Here is a 13,952-nt window from a genome sequence, read left to right on the forward strand (position 1 = left end):
ACATTATAGCAAAAATACGGAAGAATGGTCGACGAAAAAGCTGAGAATAAAAATTCGACGTAATCCATCAACTTCTGGTAATGCCAAACCGCAGTCAATCACGTGCTTGGAAAAAACAAAACTGCAGCACCGGTTAAGGTGAGGCAGTTTTGTTTTCTTCTTACACGTAATATTTTTCAGATTCAATTATTCCCGCTGCAATTTCACGTTTTTTCGCAATTACGTTTGTCGGCGTATGACGGGTCAGTTTCCGCAATGATGACAGCATCATACGGAGTGTGTCACCGGATTCAACAGCAATTAACGTTTCTTTTGCATCCGCTTCGATGCGGTTAAATGCTTCCTGCACATATACTTGTGTATACAGAAGTTTTTGCTTCGCTTTTTCTGCACCGTCTTTGTTGAATGCCTTTTCGGTACGGAGAATGGCAGATTCCATATTGTAAACCTCTGCTGTCATATCAGCTAGGTTAACCAGGATTTCCTGTTCATTCTCGAGCTTTTTCATATATTTTTGTGCAGCGAGACCTGCGCCAAGCAGCACCATTTTCTTCGCGTTTTTCAACAGATATTTTTCCTGATCCAATGGTTCGTCGCCAACTTCTTCCGGCATCATCATCATGAGCTCTTCCTGCAAAGTTTGTGCTTTTTGCAGCAGTGGCAACTCGCCTTTCATTGCCTTTTTCAGTAATGTTCCTGGTACAATCAGCCGGTTAATTTCATTGGTTCCTTCAAAAATCCGATTGATCCGTGAGTCACGATACATGCGGGCAACTTCATATTCTTCCATGAAACCATACCCGCCATGCAGTTGTACCGCCTCATCAGTAACATAATCCAGACACTCTGTCGCTGTATATTTGTTCATCGAGCATTCAATCTGATACTCTGCGATGGCTTTTGCAACTTCACGCCCATCCTTCAACTGTTCATCGGTCAATGCCCCCATGCGCTGTTCAAACAAGCCTACTGTCCGGTAAACGGCACTTTCATTGGCATATGTCCTTGCCGCCATTGCGGCAAGTTTTTCCTGTGTCAGGCTGAATCTGGAAATCGGCGTATTAAATTGCTTCCGTTCGTTCACATATTTTGTCGCGAGTTCAATTCCTCTTTTTGAACCGCCGACACCGCCGATTGCCAATTTGTAGCGGCCAACGTTCAGGATGTTAAAGGCGATTTTGTGTCCCTTTCCTTTATCACCGAGCAAGTTTTCCACCGGCACTTCCGCATCTTCCAAAATAAGTGTACGTGTCGATGAACTTTTGATTCCCATTTTATGCTCTTCCGGACCTGTAGAAACACCCGGAAATTCACGTTCAACAATAAATGCTGAAAAATGCTCGCCATCAATTTTGGCATAAACAATGAAAACATCGGCAAAAGCTGAATTCGTGATCCACTGTTTTTCACCGTTTAAAATGTAATGTGTACCGGCATCGTTCAATTTTGCAGTCGTTTTTGCACCAAGCGCATCAGAACCTGAGCTCGGTTCTGTCAGTGCATATGCGGCCAGCAATTCACCTGTCGCCAGTTTGGGCAGATAGTTTTCTTTTTGTGCAGCATTTCCGAAAAATACGATTGGAAGTGAACCAATTCCGACATGGGCCCCATGTGTTACCGAGAATCCGCCTGCGCGTGAAAATTTCTCCGTGATTAATGATGAACTGATTTTGTCAAGCGCCAGACCGCCATACTCTTCCGGAACATCAGCACCGAGTAGCCCAAGTCCCCCTGCTTTTTTCAGCAAATCCACTGAATGTTCAAATTCATGATTTTCCAGATTGTCAATCTTCGGTAATACTTCACCAGCAACAAAATCTTCCGTCGTTTTAGCAATCATGTTATGTTCATCGGTAAAATCTTCAGGCGTTATAACATCATCGCCTGTCAGGTCTTCAATTAAAAATGCTCCGCCCTTAAAAAGCCTTTCTTTCGTTTCGCCCATTATAATCGTTCCTTTCCATTATGGAATATTGGCCAAGCATCTCGCTTACCCAGAAATAAACCGTTGTCAAATCGAATTAACCGTTGATTTGTGTCACTCCCTCGATTGGCGTTACACATTCACTTACAGCAGTTCAAACACACCGGCTGCACCCATTCCACCGCCGATACACATGGTTACGACACCATATTGTACGTTCCGCCGTTTCATTTCATGAATGAGGCTAAGCGTTAATTTGGTTCCTGTCATGCCAAGTGGGTGACCTAGTGCAATTGCGCCGCCATTGACATTGACGATTTCCGGATCCAAATCAAGCGCCTGGATGACCCTTACTGATTGAGATGCAAACGCTTCGTTCAGTTCAATCAGACCAATATCTTTCAGCTCCAATCCGGCAATTTTTAATGCCTTTGGAACTGCTCCCACTGGACCAACGCCCATAATTTCCGGCTCAACCCCGGCAACCGCAAATGAATGAAATTTGGCCATTGGCTTCAACCCTTCCGCATCAGCCTTTTCCCGGTCCATTATCAAAACCGATGCCGCTCCATCGCTCATTTGTGAGGAATTTCCGGCGGTTACAGAGCCTTTCACATTGAACGCCGGGCGTAATTTTGCCAAGATTTCGGTTGTTGTACCTTCACGCACACCTTCGTCCATTTTGAACAACGTTTTCTTTTCTTCAATGTTGTTTTTTGCACCGACAACACGTTCTGTAACTTCGACCGGTACAATTTCATCGTTGAAATTGCCGTCTTTAATTGCTTTAGCCGCACGTTCATGACTTTGTGCTGCAAATTTATCCTGGTCCTCCCGTGAAATGTTAAACCGATTTGCTACTTCCTCTGCTGTATAGCCCATTCCCATGTAATATCCAGGAGCGTCCTGGACAAGCTTTGGATTTGGTTTAATCACGTGACCGCCAACTGGAACTAGACTCATAGATTCGGCACCACCAGCAATCATCGTATCACTTGCACCGACCATAATACGCTCAGCTGCATAAGCGATACTTTGCAGACCGGATGAGCAATAGCGGTTAATTGTAATTCCCGGTACATCATGTTTCAGTCCGGCAAGACCCGCAATATTTCGTGCCATGTTCATGCCCTGTTCTGCTTCCGGCATCGCACATCCGATAATCACATCATCAATATTGCCAGCATAATTGCCGGCCCGTTTTAATGTTTCTTTTATTGTTAATGCTGCCAGGTCATCAGGTCTCGTGTTGGCCAGTGACCCTTTGTTTGCTTTACCTACAGGGGTTCTTGCACCTGCAACAATTACTGCTTCCTTCACCTTTTCTTCCCCCTCTTCAATTAGTTGCGTAATGGTTTACCTTTTAACAGCATGTGCTGCATACGCTGTTGTGTCATTGGTTCTGAAATTAAACTCAGGAATGCTTCACGTTCCAAATCAAGCATTGTCTGCTCATCGATTAAAGTACCTTCTTTAATGCGTCCTCCTGATAGCACATAGGCCAATTTTTCAGCAATTTTCACATCATGGTCTGATGCATAGCCCCCAAAGCGCAGTGTTTTTGCTCCAAGGAGCATCGCGGCATAACCGGCATCTCCAACAACCGGAATTTTTTCAGGCTGCGGTGCTTGGTAGCCCGACTTATCCAATGCAAGCACACGTTGCTTGGCATCATGTAGCAAGTGATCCGGATTTATACTGATGGCATCATTTTTATTCAAAAATCCGTTCTCTACAGCTTCCTCTGCAGATGTCGATACCTTTGCCATCGCTACTTTTTCAAAAACATCATTGGCAACTTTGGTCAAATCCAGCTTCACGCCCTTCGGCAGATTGCGGAGTTCTTTCAAATAAAGTTCTTTTGTTCCGCCACCGCCCGGAATGAGCCCGACGCCAAATTCAACAAGTCCCATATACGTTTCGGCTGATGCCTGAATGGCCGCAGCCGGCAAGGAAACTTCCGCACCGCCTCCGAGTGTCATATTAAATGGCGCAGTGACCACCGGCTTTTCGGAATACTTAATGTTCATCGCCATGTTCTGGAACTGGCGGACAACCATGTCGAGTTCAAAGAAATTGTCATCCTGTGCTTCCATCAGCATCAAGCCAAGGTTGGCACCGACACAGAAATTTTTACCCTGGTTACCGATTACAAGTCCTTTGTAATTTTTGCCGACTTCTTCAATGGCATGATTTACCATTTGAATAATGTCCAGTCCGATAGCATTGCTTTGTGAATGGAACTCAAGCAGTGCAACATCATCTCCCATATCTATCAAACTGGCACCGGTATTTTTTTTGATAACACCATTGACTTCTTTCATCCGCTTTATATTAATCTCTTTCGGGTTAAAATACTGTTGATTGTATTCGCCGTTGTCATAATAGTAGACATTGCCATTTTCCGTTTTATAAAACGAGTCATTGCCGCTTTCAAGCATTTTCAATACCCATGCCGGAATCGTTTCGCCTTCTTCCTGCATACGCTCAACAGATTTTTTCACACCGATGGCATCCCATGTTTCAAATGGGCCAATTTCCCAGCCAAAGCCCCACTTCATTGCCTGATCAATGGAAACAATGTCATCAGCAATTTCACCGCTCAGTTCAGCCGAGTAAAGCAATGCCGGTTTCAGCACAGACCAGACAAAGTCGCCTGCGCGATCACCTTTCGCATTTACAAGCGCTTTCAATTTTTGCCTTGAACCTTTCTCCTGTTTGGCCAGTTCCGTTGCCTGGGTCTTTAATTTTCTGCGATCCTCATATTCCAGTGTGTTCGGGTTCAATTGATAGATTGTACTTCCATCTTTTCCTTTCTTCTTCAGGAAGAACCCTTGGCCGCTCTTTGCGCCGAACCAGCCTTTCTCCTGCATTTTCAACATGAAGTCAGGCACCTCGAACAATTCTTTTTCCTTGCCTTCCACCTGATCATGCACATTATTTGCCACATGAATGAACGTATCCAGTCCGACAACATCCAATGTGCGGAACGTGGCACTTTTCGGACGCCCGATCATCGGACCTGTGACTGAATCCACTTCCCCGATACTGTAGCCGCCTTTCAGCATTTCCTGAACTGTTACCAAAAGTCCATACGTACCAATCCGGTTTGCAATGAAGTTCGGTGTATCCTTCGCTTCGACAACACCTTTACCTAAAACGTCCTCCCCGAATTTTTTCATGAAAGCCAGAACTTCCGAATCCGTATCTTTCGTCGGAATCACTTCAAGCAATTTCAAATAACGTGGCGGATTGAAAAAATGTGTGCCCATAAAATGTTTTCGGAAATCCTCTGAGCAATCTGCTGACATCGCTCCCACCGAAATCCCTGATGTATTGGAACTGACAATCGTTCCCTCTTTACGATATTTATCCACATTGGCAAAGACTTTTTTCTTAATATCCAAATTTTCAACAACGACTTCAATAATCCAGTCAACATCTGCCAGCTTCTCCATGTCGTCATCCATGTTACCAATCTCGATTAAATCGAGGCTCTTTTTGGATGTGATGGGTGATGGCTTTTGTTTAAGCAATGCTTTTTTGCTTTCTGCTGCCATACGATTTCGGACAGCGTTGTCGTCCAGTGTAAATCCTTTTTTCTCTTCATCCTTGGTTAATTCACGCGGTGCAATATCAAGCATAATTGTTGGTATCCCTACATTGGCCAGGTGTGCAGCAATTCCGGATCCCATTACACCTGAGCCCAGCACCGCGGCACGCTTGATTGAGTGCTTCATGATTTGTCCCCCTCACTCTATTTGAATGAACACTCATTCATTTTTTATCGTAAAAATAAAAGATAGCTCCCTATCCGTCTATTCCAAGTATAAATTATTATCTGATTTTTAGCAAATAAAAATGAATTTATTTTTGTTGAAGATTATTGCACGTTAGACTGTTCCCCTTTTGAAAACTGCGTTAAACTGATATAGGCATCATTTACAGAAAGGAATTTGAGATATGAAAAAGTTAATGTACGAATACCTGTTAATTATTATCGGCGCAACACTCGTCGCTCTTTCTTATAATATATTCCTGCTGCCGGCCAAACTTGCAGCCGGTGGTATTTCCGGGGTCAGTACCATTCTGTATGAATTGTATGAGCTGAGTCCAGCATATACCCAGTTTCTGATCAATTTACCGATATTTATTCTGGGCTGGATCGCGTTGGGAAAAGATTTCAGCGGTAAAACACTCGTCGGAACATTTTGGGTTCCATTTATCATTTATTTGAGTGCAGATATCCCGTATACCATAACGAATCCATTGTTGGGTGCCATCTACGGCGGAATCATTCTGGGTGTTGGCTTAGGCACGGTTTATAAAGGCGGCGGGTCAACCGGCGGAACCGCAGCGATTGCCCAGGTTGTCAAAAAATTCACCGGTCTTTCAAGCGGCTATTCGCAATTAATTGTTGACGGTTTTGTCGTTATCTCTTCTATAATCGTCTTTAATTTGGAGTTGACACTCTTTGCATTAATGTGTATCTATATTACGAGTAAGACAATCGATATGGTCCAGCTGCGCACTTCCGCATCAAAGCTTATCCTGATCATTACCGAGCAGGAAGAAAAAATCCAACAATTGATCAATGAACAAATTGATCGCGGTATGACAAAAATCCGTACGGTAGGCGGTTACTCAAACGAGAACAAAACAATGATTCTCTGTGTAACAGAACAGCAGGAAGCTGTACAGCTGAAACGGATGCTGCAACAGGAAGAACCAACTTCATTTGTGATTTTCCTGAACGCATCAGAAATTCTCGGCCGCGGCTTTTCGTTGGACAAGTATTATGGGCAAAAGCTGTAGCACGGAGTTAATTCGCATCCATATTGCAATCACTGAATCTATTTATTCAGTGATTGCCTGATTAAATCAACGCTTTTCAACTTCTATCGGTAGTTGATCCGAATGACCCCCGTATGGTTGATGTTCTGCTCATGCGGTTGATGTTTCGATCGTACAGTTGATGTTCCGCCCGTGCGGTTGATGTTCTGGGTTAAGTCCGTATAATTGTGTAAAAGCGAAATAAGAAAGGGCCATATTAATTCCTATGATACAATGTTTTCAACCACAAAAACATAAGGAGGAATTAATGATGACCCAACTACATTTTAACCTAAACATGGACAAGTTAAAAGATGAGATTATGAACTCCAATATGAACGCTATCTATAAATCAACAGCTGTATTAATTCTGAATGAGTATATGGAAAAGGAACGGGATGAATTTTTGGACGTTCCGCCATACGCCCGTACTGGTAGTTCACGTGATTATCGAAACGGCTATTATGAAAGAGAATATTTGATGAGTATTGGAAAGATCAAGTTACGGGTTCCACGGACTCGCAGCGGTGAGTTTTCACCAAGTATTTTTGAAAAGTATCAACGCTGTGACCAGGCTTTCGTTCTTGCCCTGCTTGAAATGGTGGTGAACGGGGTCTCCACACGCAAGGTTCGAAATGTAGTAGAAGAATTGTGTGGAGAGAGCGTATCCAAGTCCTTTGTATCATCGCTTACAGAGAAACTAGACCCTATCGTCAATAAATGGGCGAATCGAAATTTGGCAAACACCTATTATCCGTACATTTTTGTAGATGCCATGTATATCAAAGTTCGCGAGCATCGTAAGGTTGTATCCAAAGCTGTCTACATTGCGACAGCGATAAGCGAGGATAACCAACGGGAAGTGCTCGGATTAAAGGTTGACCATACCGAAAGTTACGAAGCTTGGAAAAGCTTTTTAAAAGAGCTGAAAGGCCGGGGGCTGCATTCACCAAGACTTATGATTTCAGATGCCCATAAAGGGCTCAAAAAAGCAATACAGGAGGAATTCCTCGGAACCTCATGGCAACGCTGCACCGTTCATTTTAAACGAAATATTGTGGATCAACTGCCAAAGAAGGGTATGTCAGAGGTAATCACGGGGTTAAAACGGATTTTTAAAGCCGTTACACCAGATGACGCAAGAAACTTCAAGGAGGAGTTCGTCACGCGTTACGAAGAAGATCCAAAGCTAAATCAAGCACTTAAGACATTGGAAGAAGGCTTCGATGATGCCATTCAGTATCTCAATGAAGAAGAGAAATATCATACATTCATACGCAGCACGAATTCATTGGAACGCCTAAATGAAGAAGTTAGAAGGCGGGAAAGAGTCATTCGTATATTTCCGAATACACAATCCGCCTTCCGTCTAATTGGCGCAGTACTAATGGATTATGAAGGGCAACAAAAGAATAAAAAAAGGTTTATTCGAAACAAAAGTTGAAGAGGATTCCAGCGCGCGAAAATTTGATGTGGTGGGAAGGGCCCTTCCCACCACATCAAATTCACATAAATACCATCATAAGGTTGAAAACTTGTATTGGACTTTTACACATAGATAAGGACTTGACTATGTTCTGCTTGTGCGGTTGATGTTTCGCTCGTGCGGTTGATGTGCCGCTCGTACAGTTGATGTTCCGCCCGTGCGGTTGATGTGCCGCTCGTGCGGTTGATGTTTCGCTCGTGCGGGTGATGTTTCGCTCGTGCGGGTGATGTTCTGCTTGTACGGTTGATGTTCCGCTCGTACAGTTGATGTTCCGCTCGTGCGGTTGATGTTTTCTCCTAATCAGTTGATATTCTTCCCATGCAAATAGTTCCCCCTAATATAATCAATATAACCGGGCAGCGCTTCAGGCGCCATTCCGATTAATTTTTTGAAAATGCCTTCTAATACAAACATAACATTGGCAGGCCGCACATTTTCGGCGAGTTCGATACTGACTGAAATGCAATCACCTCAACTGTTTCCACAATTTTATTTATAACGACAATTTCATGCAGTATCCCACCGTTTAAAAAAGCTAATCGTAATCATTACTGTTTACAAATCGTAATCATTACGATATGATGATGAAGTCCATTTAACAGAGAAAGGATTAGATCATGCGTTTTTACAAACTACTACTCACACTTTTTATTACAGGAATAATAACTGCGGGATGCGCTTCATCGCCATCGGGGCAGTCCGATAGTGAAGGTATGACTGTTTATACTTCGATTTACCCAATCCAATATGCAGTCGAGCGGATCGGTGGTAATACATTGAATGCTGAATCTGTTTACCCGCCAGGGGTTGATGCACACACCTATGAACCGACAACGAAGGAAATGACCGACATCGCAGAAGCTGATGCATTTATTTATCTCGGTGCCGGCATGGAAGGCTTTGCCGAATCTGCAGCAGATGCACTAAGTTCGCAGGATGTCAAACTGATCGAACTCGGAACATACGAAGAACTTTTTCATAAAAATTCCGAACATAAGAACCACAAACATGGCGGGCATCAGCACGGGGGTAAAGATCCGCATATTTGGCTTGATCCGACCCGTATGCTTGATATGGCCGGGATCATTAAAGGGAAATTGATTGATATGAATCCGGAAAAAAAAGAAATCTACATCGACAACTTTAACAAGCTGAAGAAAGATCTGCTTGCATTGGATAAACAATTTAAACAAACGTTAAAGAATAAAGAAAACAAGGAAATTCTTGTAGCACATGCTGCCTACGGGTATTGGGAAGAACGCTATGGTATTGAGCAGATTGCCATTAGTGGACTGTCATCAAGCGAAGAGCCATCACAAAAAGAATTGACCAAAATTATCGACACCGCAAAAGAACACAATATGAAGTATGTCATTTTCGAACAGAACGGCGCAGATCAGGTGTCCAAAATTATTCAGGAGCAGCTCGGTTTAGAGGCATTGCACATCCATAATCTTTCCGTACTCACACAGGAGAATATTGATAATGGTGAAGATTATTTATTCCTGATGAAACACAATCTGGAAGTACTTGATACAGCAACCGATTAAGGAGGTATTCCCATGAGTGAACCGATTGTTTCCATGAAAAATATTACGTACGCATATGAAAACAAAACCGTCCTGAATCACATCAACTTTGAGATTCCCTCCGGAGCCTTTATGGGTCTTGTAGGACCAAATGGGGGAGGAAAAACGACTCTAATTAAACTGATTCTCGGACTGCTGAAGCCGGATCATGGTCAAATCGAGCTGTTTGGAAAGCCGCTTGAAAAATTCAAATCGAAAAATAAAATTGGCTTTGTTTCCCAGAAAGCAAACTCTTTTAATAAGGGATTCCCGGCTACTGTTTTTGAAGTCGTATCCATGGGGCTTACAGCCAAAATCGGTTACTTCTCATTTCTGAAATCCAAACACAAAGCACAGATTCTGCATGCCATTGAACAGGTGGGGCTGCGCGACTATGCATATGAAAATATCGGTACCTTGTCAGGCGGCCAGCAGCAACGGATTTTTATTGCCCGCTCCCTTGTCAGTGAACCGGAACTGCTGATTTTGGACGAACCGACAGTTGGAATTGATTATGAAAATGTCAAACGGTTTTATGAACTGTTGCACCGTCTCAATGATAAAAATAATATAACATTACTGCTTGTGACTCACGATACTGGCACGATGACTGAACATGCAACAGATATTGTCTGCCTGAATAAGACACTTCATTTTCACGGAAAGCCGGAAGAATACACATCATTATCTGAGAAAGATTTATCACGATTTTACGGACACCCTGTAAATATTGTGGCACACGATCATTAACAGTTGGGGGGAATATCATGCTGGCCGATTTTATACAATACGATTTTTTACGCCATACTTTTTTGACCGGGCTCCTGATTGGCATTATTGCCCCGCTTCTGGGAACGTTCATCGTTGTCCGGCGCCTGTCATTGATTGCAGATGCATTATCTCACGTGACACTTGCCGGAATTGCCTTTGGCCTTTTAATTGAAAAAAAAGTTGCTGCAGGAATCATTACACCATTATACAGCGGAATGGGATTTTCTGTGCTCGGATCCATCCTTATTGAAAAACTCCGCAGTGTTTATAAAGCATACGAGGAACTGGCGATTCCAATTATCCTGTCGGGGGGCGTCGGACTGAGTGTGATTTTCATTTCACTCGCAGACGGTTTCAACACCGAGTTGTTTAATTACCTGTTCGGCTCTGTATCAGCGGTAAGCAAAACAGATTTTTATTCAATCCTTGGCATTTCCATCGTCATTATGATTGTTATCCGAATTTTTTATAAAGAACTTGTCACCCTGTCGTTTGATGAAGAGCATGCCGTTGTTTCAGGACTTCATTCCAAACAGATTCATTTGCTTTTTATTGTAATGACAGCACTTGTGATTGCCGCATCAATCCGGGTTGTCGGTGTTTTGCTTGTATCTGCACTGATGACATTGCCGGTTGCAGCAAGCATGCGGCTGGCACGGGGTTTTAAACAGATGCTTATTCTGTCCATTATTTTCGGTGAACTCGCTGTTGTCCTCGGATTGATCAGCGGCTATTATTTCAGCATCCCGCCTGGAGGTACAATTGTTATTATCTCCATTATTATTTTACTGATTTCCATTGGGATGAAACGATTTTCATTAAAATCTAAGGGAGAGAGTGAACTCGAATGAAACTCGATGAAGCTATCAAACAATTGAAAGAAAAAGGCTATAAAACTACTGCTAAACGAAAAGATATGCTGACGTTTTTTGTGAAAGCTGATGGATACCGGACCGCCAAAGATCTGATTCAATTTATGGAACCGACATACAAAGGGATCAGCTTTGATACTGTCTACCGGAACCTGCACCTTTTTGATGAAGTCGGAATTCTGGAAACGACGGTTCTGAACGGTGAAAAACAATTCCAGATTACCTGTACACATGACCATCACCATCACTTCATCTGCAAGGAATGCGGCAAAACAAAAGAAATTGCTGTCTGCCCTATGGATGAGATCCAAAGCGAACTGGGGAATTATGCTATTGAAGGGCATAAATTTGAAATTTACGGGTTATGTCCGATGTGCCAGAGTGCCTGATGCAATATTTAGCAGTTGGTATCGTTGGAATGGCGGGTGCGCTGGCCCGTTACGATATTTCAATCGTTTTTGCGACCGGTTTCGGATTTCCTTTTGCAACATTAATAGCCAATTTATGCAATTATTTTTTGCTCGAAATTATAAAGCGGTTGCGTAATCATAATAAAATTGTTTAATTTTGAAGCTATAAAACGCATTACACCGTCCGCATATGTGGACGATTGTTTGCTTTCTTGTAAAATTACTGAATACGAACTTATGGAAGTAACAATAAAGTCGTTTAAATTCAAATACCTATGCCACAATCGCGCCTTTTCATGAATATTTGGTTTCAAAATAAATAATCATCTTCATACCAATTGTATATATCCTTAATTGTTCAAATAGTTTTTACAACATCAGCATCCTGAAAGCAAAGAAAAGCAGTCAAAGAATGATTTTAACTGCTTCTCTTATTATCTTTCGGTTTGTATTCCGCTTTTATTGATTTCCATATCGATATAATCATAATCAGAAGAATGACTGTAAATGGCAAAGCAGCTGTCAATGAAGCTGTTTGCAAAGCATTTAATCCCCCTGTAAATAATAATACAAGGGCAATTGCTGTAATAAGAACACCCCATATTATTTTGGTTATCAGTGCTGGATTCAAACTTCCTTTGGATGTCATGGTACCTAAAATATAAGTTGCAGAGTCAGCGGAAGTTACCATGAATGTAAAAATCAGCAAAATTGAGATAATCGATAAGATGTCTGTAAAAGGCACTACTCCCAATGCTTCAAATAAGGCAACTGTTACATCTTCATTAACAGCCTCTGCAATCTGCGTTCCATTATTTAAATCACTGTACAATGCGGTTCCGCCAAATACGGCAATCCAAACACAGGCAATAGCTGGTGGTACAACCATCACACCTGCGACAAATTCACGTATAGTTCGGCCTCTGGAAACCCGTGCTACAAATGCTCCTACAAATGGAGACCAAGCGATGGCCCATGCCCAATAGAATATCGTCCATTGGTATACCCAATCGCCACTTGTATATGGTGTCAAGCGCAGGCTGTACTGAACAAAATTTGTTATATAGTCGCCTATACCGAGCACAAAAGAATTTAAAATAAATACCGTTGGTCCCAGTAAAAATACAATTAACATAATGAGTAGAGCGAGTCCTAAATTTAAGTTGCTCAGCCACTTTATTCCTTTATCCAATCCTGTACCAGAAGAAACTAAATAGCAAACCAGCATGATTAAAGCTATTATGAGCTGGACTCCAATGTTATTTGGAATATTAAATACGGATGACAACCCTCCATTTAGCTGGATAAACGATAATCCGACCGTTGTCGCAACACCCATGACTGTAGCAATTACAGCCAATATATTAATCGCATTCGCTACCCCCCTGTTTTTCCCGATAGCGGGTTTGATTGCAACAGAAATCAAGCCACTCCCCTTTTTTCTGAATTGAATAAAAGCGATAGCCAGCCCGGCAATCGCAAAAACCGCCCACTGGCTGATCCCCCAGTGGAAAAAGGAGTAACCCATTGCCACCCTGGCTGCTTCCTCTGACTGAGGCTCAATACCCGGAAATGGTGTTACAAAAAAATGACTCATCGGTTCTGCGACACTCCAGAAAACAAGAGATACGCCAAAACCTGCCGAGAACAACATGCCAATCCATGTAAAAAATGGGTATTCCGGGCATGAATCAGAAGGCCCTAATCGCGTCTTTCCATATTTACTTACGGAAAGTCCAATCAGGAACAGAATAATAATAAATACAGCCAGTAAATAAAACCATCCAAAGTTTACCGTTGTAAAATCAAAAAGTGTTTGTGCTACTTTGCCAAACCGCTCTGGCATAAAAGCCCCAATGATAACTAACAAGCCAACAATAATTGCTGAAATAAAAAATACTGGATTTTTATAAGTATCTTTATTCTTCATAACATATCCTTTCCCGTTTTAGGTGATTTTTTTGTGAGGAGAAGATTAAAATATATTATAATTTACCCGACTTGTATTCCGCTAAACATTTTCGAGCACTGAACTTTAATCCTTGTTATTCGAGGATTGCACTCTTTCTTGAATAATAGGTTGTTAAA

Annotated in this window: 11 protein-coding genes; 7 read left to right on the forward strand and 4 right to left on the reverse strand. The window is 42.3% G+C overall.

Annotated features, from left to right (window positions below):
* Positions 1 to 160: 160 nt before the first annotated feature.
* From HUX68_RS07180 to HUX68_RS07190, 3 genes are all read right to left on the reverse strand, one after another.
* The gene (locus HUX68_RS07180) at positions 161 to 1,945 is read right to left on the reverse strand and encodes an acyl-CoA dehydrogenase family protein (RefSeq protein ID WP_174614189.1); all 1,785 of its coding nucleotides are present in this window, start codon (positions 1,943 to 1,945) and stop codon (positions 161 to 163) included.
* Positions 1,946 to 2,068: 123 nt separating this feature from the next.
* Complete coding sequence (locus HUX68_RS07185; protein ID WP_174614190.1) at positions 2,069 to 3,244, reverse strand: acetyl-CoA C-acetyltransferase; 1,176 nt, start codon at positions 3,242 to 3,244, stop codon at positions 2,069 to 2,071.
* Positions 3,245 to 3,264: 20 nt separating this feature from the next.
* Positions 3,265 to 5,664: a 3-hydroxyacyl-CoA dehydrogenase/enoyl-CoA hydratase family protein gene (locus tag HUX68_RS07190; RefSeq protein WP_174614191.1), complete on the reverse strand. Its 2,400-nt coding sequence runs from the start codon at positions 5,662 to 5,664 to the stop codon at positions 3,265 to 3,267.
* 223 nt (positions 5,665 to 5,887) lie between these two features.
* Here HUX68_RS07190 and HUX68_RS07195 point away from each other — a divergent pair, with 223 nt between their 5' ends.
* From HUX68_RS07195 to HUX68_RS07225, 7 genes are all read left to right on the forward strand, one after another.
* Positions 5,888 to 6,739 (forward strand): YitT family protein, encoded by an 852-nt coding sequence (locus tag HUX68_RS07195; RefSeq protein ID WP_174614192.1) that lies wholly within the window; start codon positions 5,888 to 5,890, stop codon positions 6,737 to 6,739.
* 289 nt (positions 6,740 to 7,028) lie between these two features.
* Positions 7,029 to 8,201, forward strand: coding sequence for an IS256 family transposase (locus tag HUX68_RS07200; RefSeq protein ID WP_174616299.1), 1,173 nt, complete (start codon positions 7,029 to 7,031; stop codon positions 8,199 to 8,201).
* A 659-nt stretch (positions 8,202 to 8,860) separates the two neighbouring features.
* Positions 8,861 to 9,793, forward strand: coding sequence for a metal ABC transporter solute-binding protein, Zn/Mn family (locus HUX68_RS07205; RefSeq protein ID WP_174614193.1), 933 nt, complete (start codon positions 8,861 to 8,863; stop codon positions 9,791 to 9,793).
* 12 nt (positions 9,794 to 9,805) lie between these two features.
* Positions 9,806 to 10,561 (forward strand): metal ABC transporter ATP-binding protein, encoded by a 756-nt coding sequence (locus HUX68_RS07210; RefSeq protein WP_174614194.1) that lies wholly within the window; start codon positions 9,806 to 9,808, stop codon positions 10,559 to 10,561.
* A gap of 17 nt (positions 10,562 to 10,578) precedes the next feature.
* On the forward strand, positions 10,579 to 11,433 hold the full coding sequence (locus HUX68_RS07215; protein ID WP_174614195.1) for a metal ABC transporter permease: 855 nt from the start codon (positions 10,579 to 10,581) through the stop codon (positions 11,431 to 11,433).
* Positions 11,430 to 11,843 (forward strand): Fur family transcriptional regulator, encoded by a 414-nt coding sequence (locus tag HUX68_RS07220; protein ID WP_174614196.1) that lies wholly within the window; start codon positions 11,430 to 11,432, stop codon positions 11,841 to 11,843. Before HUX68_RS07215 ends, HUX68_RS07220 begins: the two co-directional genes overlap by 4 nt.
* The gene (locus HUX68_RS07225) at positions 11,843 to 12,019 is read left to right on the forward strand and encodes a CrcB family protein (protein ID WP_174614197.1); all 177 of its coding nucleotides are present in this window, start codon (positions 11,843 to 11,845) and stop codon (positions 12,017 to 12,019) included. Before HUX68_RS07220 ends, HUX68_RS07225 begins: the two co-directional genes overlap by 1 nt.
* A gap of 263 nt (positions 12,020 to 12,282) precedes the next feature.
* Here HUX68_RS07225 and HUX68_RS07230 read toward each other — a convergent pair whose 3' ends face one another.
* Positions 12,283 to 13,794 (reverse strand): BCCT family transporter, encoded by a 1,512-nt coding sequence (locus tag HUX68_RS07230; protein ID WP_174614198.1) that lies wholly within the window; start codon positions 13,792 to 13,794, stop codon positions 12,283 to 12,285.
* Between the last annotated feature and the right edge of the window lie 158 nt (positions 13,795 to 13,952).

It is taken from the genome of Virgibacillus ihumii (assembly GCF_902726655.1).
In the GTDB taxonomy this organism is placed as follows: domain Bacteria; phylum Bacillota; class Bacilli; order Bacillales; family Amphibacillaceae; genus Lentibacillus; species Lentibacillus ihumii.

Excerpts from the sequence above, each read along its gene's own strand:
- HUX68_RS07220 (WP_174614196.1), top strand. The coding sequence starts at position 11,430 with ATGAAACTCGATGAAGCTATCAAACAATTGAAAGAAAAAGGCTATAAA.
- HUX68_RS07200 (WP_174616299.1), top strand. The coding sequence starts at position 7,029 with ATGACCCAACTACATTTTAACCTAAACATGGACAAGTTAAAAGATGAG.
- HUX68_RS07215 (WP_174614195.1), top strand. The coding sequence starts at position 10,579 with ATGCTGGCCGATTTTATACAATACGATTTTTTACGCCATACTTTTTTG.
- HUX68_RS07210 (WP_174614194.1), top strand. The coding sequence starts at position 9,806 with ATGAGTGAACCGATTGTTTCCATGAAAAATATTACGTACGCATATGAA.
- HUX68_RS07230 (WP_174614198.1), bottom strand. The coding sequence starts at position 13,794 with ATGAAGAATAAAGATACTTATAAAAATCCAGTATTTTTTATTTCAGCA.
- HUX68_RS07180 (WP_174614189.1), bottom strand. The coding sequence starts at position 1,945 with ATGGGCGAAACGAAAGAAAGGCTTTTTAAGGGCGGAGCATTTTTAATT.
- HUX68_RS07205 (WP_174614193.1), top strand. The coding sequence starts at position 8,861 with ATGCGTTTTTACAAACTACTACTCACACTTTTTATTACAGGAATAATA.
- HUX68_RS07225 (WP_174614197.1), top strand. The coding sequence starts at position 11,843 with ATGCAATATTTAGCAGTTGGTATCGTTGGAATGGCGGGTGCGCTGGCC.
- HUX68_RS07195 (WP_174614192.1), top strand. The coding sequence starts at position 5,888 with ATGAAAAAGTTAATGTACGAATACCTGTTAATTATTATCGGCGCAACA.
- HUX68_RS07190 (WP_174614191.1), bottom strand. The coding sequence starts at position 5,664 with ATGAAGCACTCAATCAAGCGTGCCGCGGTGCTGGGCTCAGGTGTAATG.